Annotated in this window: 6 protein-coding genes; 2 read left to right on the forward strand and 4 right to left on the reverse strand. The window is 71.7% G+C overall.

The window, feature by feature from the left end; genetic code table 11:
• Nucleotides 1-101 precede the first annotated feature (101 nt).
• The 4 genes from H5J33_RS16075 to H5J33_RS16090 all read right to left on the reverse strand — a co-directional run bounded on the left by H5J33_RS16075 (nt 102) and on the right by H5J33_RS16090 (nt 4,036).
• Nucleotides 102-1,325, reverse strand: a complete 1,224-nt coding sequence (locus H5J33_RS16075) for an alginate lyase family protein (protein ID WP_181795592.1) — start codon at nt 1,323-1,325, stop codon at nt 102-104.
• Nucleotides 1,326-1,468: 143 nt separating this feature from the next.
• Nucleotides 1,469-2,398, reverse strand: coding sequence for a PmoA family protein (locus H5J33_RS16080; protein WP_181795593.1), 930 nt, complete (start codon nt 2,396-2,398; stop codon nt 1,469-1,471).
• The gene (locus H5J33_RS16085) at nt 2,395-3,510 is read right to left on the reverse strand and encodes a Gfo/Idh/MocA family protein (protein WP_181795594.1); all 1,116 of its coding nucleotides are present in this window, start codon (nt 3,508-3,510) and stop codon (nt 2,395-2,397) included. The genes H5J33_RS16080 and H5J33_RS16085 overlap by 4 nt, the downstream gene beginning before the upstream one ends.
• A gap of 244 nt (nt 3,511-3,754) precedes the next feature.
• A complete protein-coding gene (locus H5J33_RS16090) occupies nt 3,755-4,036 on the reverse strand; it encodes a metal-sensitive transcriptional regulator (RefSeq protein ID WP_181795595.1) in 282 nt (93 codons plus the stop codon).
• Nucleotides 4,037-4,372: 336 nt separating this feature from the next.
• Between H5J33_RS16090 and H5J33_RS16095 the strand changes: the two genes are divergently transcribed.
• Together H5J33_RS16095 and H5J33_RS16100 are read left to right on the forward strand one after the other, a co-directional pair.
• Complete coding sequence (locus H5J33_RS16095) at nt 4,373-6,628, forward strand: cation-translocating P-type ATPase (RefSeq protein ID WP_181795596.1); 2,256 nt, start codon at nt 4,373-4,375, stop codon at nt 6,626-6,628.
• A 1,069-nt stretch (nt 6,629-7,697) separates the two neighbouring features.
• A partial coding sequence (locus H5J33_RS16100) for an AMP-binding protein (RefSeq protein WP_181795597.1) occupies nt 7,698-8,029 on the forward strand: 332 nt, incomplete at its 3' end.

Consider the following 8,029-nt stretch of genomic DNA (forward strand, 5'->3'; position numbering starts at 1 on the left):
GACCCGACCGTGCCGGGCCGCGGGCACAGCGCCGCGGCCCGGCATCGCGTTCCTCCGCCTTCCCGAGCGGCCCAGGAAAGGCCGGAGGCCGTCGTCGGGACTCAGTTCGGGTTGTCGCCGTGGGTCAGGGTCTCCCAGGCGACGAAGAGGTTGTTGCTGCCCGCCGGACGGTTCTGGGCGGTCAGGGCCCCGGTGTTGGTCATGGCGATGCCCAGGCGGTTGTGCAGGGCGTTGTAGCCGACCTCGGTGACGGGGCCGAGCCCCCGGTCGACGCTGCCACCGCACAGCCAGGTCGGGACGGCGGCGCCCAGTTCGTACTTCGACTGGAACCCCAGCGCCTGCCGCAGCCGCTCGCCGACATCGGTGCCGTACAGGTCCTGTCCCTGGATCCGGCTGGTCTCGGCCACGTGCGAGATGGCGGAGATGCCGTATCCGGTGTGGGTGAAGTCGCGGCAGGTCTCCTGGGTGAGCCCGGTGACGAAGGTCGACTGGCCCTGCCAGTACGAGACGATCTTGTCGCGGGTGTTCAGGTTCTGGCTCGGGACGGTCTTCGGCAGGTCTCCGTCGGAGGCGAGGTACACATAGGCGGCGGTGCGGGTGCGGAACCTGGCCATGGCGGTGTCGTACGCCGCCTTGTCCTCCAGGAAGACGGAGATGCCCACGGCCGCCTCCATCATCGACAGTTCCCAGTTGCCGTTGGAGTGGGAGCCGTTGACGACCTCGGGCAGATAGACGTCGCGCAACATGGTCGCGAAGCGGCCCGAGTCGGTCCACGTACCGGTGTACGTGTACTTGATGATCTCGGCGGCCTTCGGCCAGGAGGAGCCCGCCCACCCGGTCTGGAGCGGCGCGTTGCTGTTGGTGTGGTCCCGGAGCACGGCGGACCAGGCGTCCATCAGCTCGATGGCCTTCTTCGCGTAGCGCTCGTCACGGGTGATGTACCAGGCGAGCGCGTCGGTGTACGCCGCGATCGCGTCCTGGCGCTCGTCCGTGCAGCCGTAGTCGGGATTGGAGTACGAACCGCACTCGACGACGGCACGGGGTTTCGGGGTGCGGTCGAGGCTCGCGTACTTGCTCGCCATCATCTGGTCGTAGGCGCCCTTCCAGGGCTGGACGCCGGCCAGCACCTTGCCGCGGGCGAAGTCGAGTTGGGCCCGGGAGACGGTGACGCCGGGGTGGGTGAAGGCGGCGGGCGCGGCCTGCGCCCGCCGGGTTCCGGGCCACGAGAGCAGCCCGGTGGCGAGCAGGGCCGCCGCCGCGGTGAGTGCGAGAGCGGAACGCGGGGACTTACGACGGCGTGGGGCGGGTATGTCCTTGTCCGACATCTGATCCGTCCTCGTATGTGAACGTCATACGGCTTCCTGAACGGCCGAGTTGACGAGACGATAGGTACGGACCAACTGCCCGTCAAGGGGCTCCGGCCGACCGCGCGCGGGCAGCGGACGGGTCGGCCGGGGTTCCGGCCCGGTCACCACGGCAGGGCCGCCAGGTGGGCGGCGATCCGGTCCCGGTCCCAGGCGCCGTCGGCGATCACCAGCCGGTAGCGGTAGCCGAAGGACTCCCCCGGCTGCAGAGTGAACTCCTCGAAGAACGCCCAGGAGAACGCGACCGTGGGGACGGGTTCGGCGCGGACGAACCAGTGGGACTCGTGGATGGCCGACGCCGCGTCCAGGTTCTCCGGCGCGTGCGCGAAGACCAGCGTGGAGTGCCCGTCGACCTCGTCGTGCTCGGCGGTGAAGGCCAGCCAAGGCCCCTGAGAACCCATCGGCTCGCTCGCGTCGGTGTGACCGGAGCCGGGGGCGAGGACCCGGCCGCCGGTGAAGTCGCGCGGGCCGCGCCACTGCAGACCGGTGTATCCGGCCAGTTCGCGGCCCGCGGTGGTCGGAGAGCCGAACACCAGTGGATCCGTGCGGATGTTGGTGAGCCGGATCGACCAGTCCAGGACCCAGGCGCCGGCCTCCTCGTCGAGCGAGTGCACCCCGATGCCGCGCTCCTCGCGCGCCCATTCCTGCCCGCCGTGCGCGACCCAGGTCAGCTCCTCGGTGACGGCGAGCCGGTCGGGTTCGGCGGTGAGGCCGGTGAAACCGTCGTGGCGCATGGAGCCGACCCGGTCGGGCAGCGCCAGGTAACCCCGGCCGGGCAGATAGCTGTTGCCGCCCCAGAAGTTCTGGCCGGAGAGATGACTGGCCGTCATCTGCACGCCCTTGTGCCAGCGGTGGTCACTGGGGCGGTAGCCGGTGACCGTGCGCCCGGACAGGGTGCGGACCGGGTGGGCGTAGGGCTTGGGGGACTCGAAGGGGTCCGGGTCGGGACGGTAGACGTAGCGGAGGATCTCGGTGCCGTTCGGTGCCTGGACCGCGAGGTGCTCACCGTGGACGTGACCGACGCGGATGCTCACGCGCGCTCCTCCGGGGCCCAGTCGGGGTGGCCGCCGTGCATGGCCGTGTAGTAGGGATCGCCGGGGCCGATCTCACCGGCGCGCACGGGCCGCCCGGTGAACGCCGCCTTGTACAGGGCGGCGGCGAACTCGACGGCGGCGCGGGCGTCCCGCCCGCTGCCGGGCGGCCGTACGCCCTGGTCGTAGGCGTCGAGAAAGGCGCCTAGCTGCGCGGTGTGCGAGCTGGGCACGTTGTGCGCGGGGGCGCGCCAGGCGGCGACGCGCCCGGGGTCGACGTGCGGGACCGGGGTGTAGACCCAGTCGTCGTTGCCGTGTCCGTACAGGTGGGTCAACTCGACTGTCGCGTCGGCGCAGTCGACGCGGATGCGGCTCACCTCCCGAGGGGACAGCACGCTGTTGACGACGGTGGCGAGGGCGCCGTTGCGGAAGCGGACCAGGGCGGTGGAGACGTCCTCGCTCTCGATGTCGTGGACCAGGCGGGCCGCCATGGCCCGGATCTCCTCCCACTCGCCGAGCAGGTGCAGCAGCAGGTCGTACTGGTGGATGCCGTGGCCCATGGTGGGCCCACCGCCCTCGGTGGCCCAACGGCCGCGCCACGGCTCGGCGTAGTACGCGGCGTCCCGGTGCCAGGTGGTCTGGCAGTGCGCCACCAGGGGTGCGCCCAGCGCGCCGCGGGCGATGAGGTCGCGGGCGTGCACGGCACCCGAGCCGTAGCGGTGCTGGAAGACGACCGCCGCGTAGGCGCCGGTCGCCTCCTCGGCGGCGGCGATGTCGTCCAGTTCGGCCTGGGACAGGCAGAGCGGCTTCTCGCACAGCACCCAGGCGCCCGCCTTCAGCGCGGCCACGGTCTGCTCCCGGTGCAGCGCGGGCGGGGTGCCGATCAGCACCAGGTCCGGCCGGACCTCGTCCAGCATCGCCTCCGTGGAGGCGAACCCGGCGACCTCCGCGCCCGCGAACTGCCGGAAGGCGTCCAGCCTGTCCTCGTCCACATCGACGGCGGCGACCAGTTCGACCCGCTCGGCGTGGGCCCTGAGCGCGGGCAGATGGCCGCCGGTGACGATGGCTCCGGTGCCGATCACGGCGACGCGGCGACGGGGTGCGGGCAGGGGCATGCGGCGCTCCTCGGTGGATCGGCAGGACGCAGACAGTCATGGAAAGCGCTTGCTGTCATATGAGCACGACCCTAGGTGCGAGCAGTGGTCAGGACAAGACCCGGACGGAGAAGCCCGGCAGCCCGCCGGCCGTGCCGCGCCTCGCACCCCGCCCGGCCGGGAAGAAGATCACGACCGGCGGGCGATGGCCGGGCGCCTTGACGCCGACGCCGCTCCCGCCGTCAGGAACGCCCCGGGGCCACCGTCAGGAGCGCACCAGGCGCGCGATCGCGTCGGACGCCTCCTTCAGCTTCCGCTCGCGCTCCTCGCCGCCCTCCGCGACCGCGTTGCTCACGCAGGTGGCCATGTGCTCGTCGAGCATCTGCAGCGCGAACGACTGCAGCGCGCGGGTCACCGCCGACACCTGGGTGAGGACGTCGATGCAGTAGGTGTCCTCGGCCACCAGGCGCTGCAGGCCGCGGACCTGGCCCTCGATGCGCCGCAGCCGCATCATCACGTCGTCCTTGTGCTTCTTCTGCCCCGCCATGACTCCGCTTCCCTTCCCTCTCCCGAGGGATGCCCCGCACCGCGGCGAGCTCCCTCCAGAAAGATACCCGCGACCCGTACAAAGCACCCGCTACCGACCGGCCATGCCCGGCGGCGAAGACCAGGTGCCACGACGCCATTTGACTCCGCGTCAGCGGCCGGCCGAACCCGTGACGGGCATACCCCCCACCTGTATACGGCCAACGATCCTTTCCCGCCTTGCTTCTGTGTGGACACGAGGGTATACATAGCTGAACCGATACCCCCTAGGGGTATGCAACCGGCCGCGGGCCGCCTCCTGGTCCGCCGGCTCCGCAGTCCCCTGCCGAGGAGCATGATGGCAACAACCACACCGGACCTGGCCCAAGTCGAGCTGACCATCGGCGGGATGACGTGCGCCTCGTGTGCCGCCCGGATCGAGAAGAAGCTCAACCGCATGGAGGGAGTAGAGGCCACCGTCAACTACGCCACCGAGAAGGCGAAGATCACCTACTCCCCCGTACTCCGGGTGGCGGATCTGATCGCCACCGTCGAGGCCGTCGGCTACACGGCGGCGCCGCCCGCGCCCGCCGTACCGGAGGGCGGCGAATCGGGCGAGGCCGGCGGGCGCGCGGACGACGAGCTGCGCCCGCTGCGCGAGCGTCTGGTCACCGCCGTGGCGCTGGCCGTGCCGGTCATCGTCCTGGCCATGGTGCCCGCCTGGCAGTTCGACTACTGGCAATGGCTCTCCCTCACCCTGACGGCGCCGGTGGTCACCTACGCCGCCTGGCCCTTCCACCGAGCGACCCTCACCAACCTGCGGCACGGCGCCGTCACCATGGACACCCTGATCTCGGTCGGCACCGCCGCCGCGTTCCTGTGGTCCCTGTGGGCGCTGTTCTTCGGCTCGGCCGGCACCCCGGGGATGACCCACGGCTTCGAGCTGACCATCTCCCCCTCGGACGGCGGCGGGAACCTCTATCTGGAGACCGCGGCCGGGGTGACGGCCTTCCTCCTGGCGGGCCGGTACTTCGAGGCGCGCTCCAAGCGCATGGCCGGCGCCGCCCTGCGGGCCCTGATGGAACTGGGCGCCAAGGAGGTCACCGTGCTGCGCGGCGACCGCGAGGAGCGGATCCGCATCGAGGACCTGGCCGTGGGCGACCGGTTCGTCGTCCGGCCGGGCGAGAAGATCGCGACCGACGGCACCGTGGTGGAGGGCGGCTCGGCGGTCGACGCCTCCATGCTGACCGGCGAGTCCGTGCCCGTGGAGGTGGGCGAGGGCGACGCCGTCACCGGCGCGACCCTGAACGCCGGCGGCCGGCTCGTCGTCCGGGCGACCCGGGTCGGCTCCGACACCCAACTGGCCCGGATGGCCCGGATGGTGGAGGACGCGCAGAACGGCAAGGCCGCCGCGCAGCGGCTCGCCGACCGGATCTCCGCCGTCTTCGTGCCCGTCGTGATCGGTCTGGCCGTGGCCACCCTCGGATTCTGGCTCGGCAACGGCGCGGGCGCGACGGCCGCGTTCACGGCGGCCGTCGCGGTGCTCATCATCGCCTGCCCCTGCGCCCTGGGCCTGGCCACCCCGACGGCCCTGCTGGTCGGCACCGGCCGCGGCGCCCAGCTCGGCATCCTCATCAAGGGGCCGGAAGTACTGGAGACCACCCGGAAGGTCGACACCATCGTCCTGGACAAGACCGGCACCGTGACCACCGGCCGGATGAGCCTGCTGGCCGTGCACCCGGCCGAGGGCGTGGACGAGCGCGAGGTGCTGCGGCTGGCGGGCGCGCTGGAGCACGCCTCCGAACACCCCATCGCCCAGGCCGTCGCCGCCGGTGCCGCCGACCGGGTCGGCACACTGCCGGCCCCGCGTGACTTCCGCAACCTGCCGGGGCTCGGTGTGGAGGGCGCGGTCGACGGGCACCGCGTCCTCGTCGGCCGGCACAAGCTGCTCGCCGAGCGGTCCATGGAGCTGCCGGCCGGCCTGGCGCGGGCCGGTGCCGACGCCGAGGCCGCGGGCCGTACGGTCATCACGGTGGCCTGGGACGGTGAGCCGCGCGCCGTGCTGGAGGTCGCCGACGCCATCAAGGAGACCAGCCCGGAGGCCATTCGGCGGCTGCGGGCGCTCGGGCTGACCCCGATCCTGCTCACCGGGGACAACGAGGCCGTCGCCCGGTCCGTGGCCGCCGAGGCCGGCATCGACCAGGTGATAGCGGAGGTCATGCCCGAGGACAAGGTGGACGTGGTCAAGCGCCTCCAGGGCGAGGGACACGCCGTCGCGATGGTCGGTGACGGTGTCAACGACGCCGCCGCACTGGCCCAGGCGGACCTGGGCCTGGCCATGGGCACCGGCACGGACGCGGCCATCGAGGCGGGCGACCTCACCCTGGTCCGGGGGGACCTGCGGGTCGCGGCGGACGCCATCCGGCTCGCCCGGCGCACCCTCGGCACCATCAAGGGCAATCTGTTCTGGGCGTTCGCCTACAACGTCGCCGCCCTGCCGCTCGCCGCGAGCGGACTGCTCAACCCCATGATCGCCGGTGCCGCGATGGCGTTCTCGTCGGTGTTCGTCGTCACCAACAGCCTGCGGCTGCGGCGGTTCCGGGCCGCCGCCTGAACCACGGCACGGCGGCGGGGCGGGCCACACGGTCCGCCCCGCCGCCGTCGTGTGTCCCCGAGGCCTGGGTGTGCGGGGTCGGGGACTCCCGGATCCGGCGCGGGATGTCCTTCCGGGTCGTCGGTGGCGGGTGTGCCGTCCATGCCCGGCGCCGGTGCGGTGGCGGCGAGGCAGTACGGGAAAACGGGCCGGTCCAGGGATATCGCGGCCAACGCCCGGAATGTCGCGGATAATCGCCGGTTAACCGGACGTCAATGCGCGGGCGGCGGCGTCGACGGCCTCGTCCTGGCATTTCGGAAATCGTAGCGGGACACGGCGGCCCCGGGCCGGTTCGGAGAAGTCGCACAAAAGCCGCCCCCGTCCGCGGATTGGAGTCGCGTTCCGCACCACTTATACCCATACCCCCTAGGGGAAGCAAGGTGTTTGGGCACGGAGAAGGGGTCGGCCCGTCTTGGGTGGCGCATCGGATTACCGCTCGATAACCGTCCCCCGTCCTTCCGCACCCAGCTCGGGTGCGAGCGGCTCCACTCCTCTCTTTTCCCCGCGTGCTCCCTCTCCGCCCCTCGTTCCACTCTCCGGAAAAGAAATCTTCCCCCGTTGACAACGCCTACCCCCGTAGGGTTTCCTCGGCACGGTCGCAACAGAGCACAGTCGGCGCCGGGTCGAGTACCCAGGCACGGATACTGACGTTCGGTTGAAGATGGGGGACGGCAACGATGGAGACATCGACGACGCACGAACCGAGCGCGACCGCACACCGCTGTCTGTGACGGCGCCGGGGCACACCGACACCTCCGCGGCCGATCGACCCGGCCGCCCGATGTCCCCGAGCCGGCTGATCCCCTCGCGTGTGGCCCTCGAGCCGCACCCGCGCGCCCGCCGCGTGCCGGGCGCGGTGACTTCTTCCTTCTGATTCCCGCCCACAGCCCACGGATTCACTGCACACCGGCACCCCGGCCTGCCGCCCGTTCACCCAGGGCCGGCGCAATCCCAGGCACGAGTCCGCCGTGCGCTCACGCGCGTCGGCGGACGGTCAGCGTTCTCATACCCGCACTGGACGAGAGGACTCATGGACATCATCGGGAAGCCGTACGCACACGAGCGCTTCGCCGCGGTGGCGGCGGCTCGTGGCGAGGCGACAGCGGTGGAACACGACGGTCACCGGATCAGCTACGCCGAACTCGACGCGGATTCCGACCGGTTGGCCCACCGGTTGCGCTCCCGCGGCGTGGGGCGCGGATCGGTGGTCCTGGTCCACCTGGAGCGCTCGATCGACCTCGTCGTGTCGTTCCTCGCGACGCTCAAGGCGGGGGCCGCCTATCTTCCGGTGGAGCCGGGGATCCCGGACGACCGGCTCGCCGCCTACGTCAAGGAGACGGGCTGCACGGTCGCCGTCACCCG

Source organism: Streptomyces sp. WELS2, assembly GCF_013870595.1.
Lineage (GTDB): Bacteria > Actinomycetota > Actinomycetes > Streptomycetales > Streptomycetaceae > Streptomyces.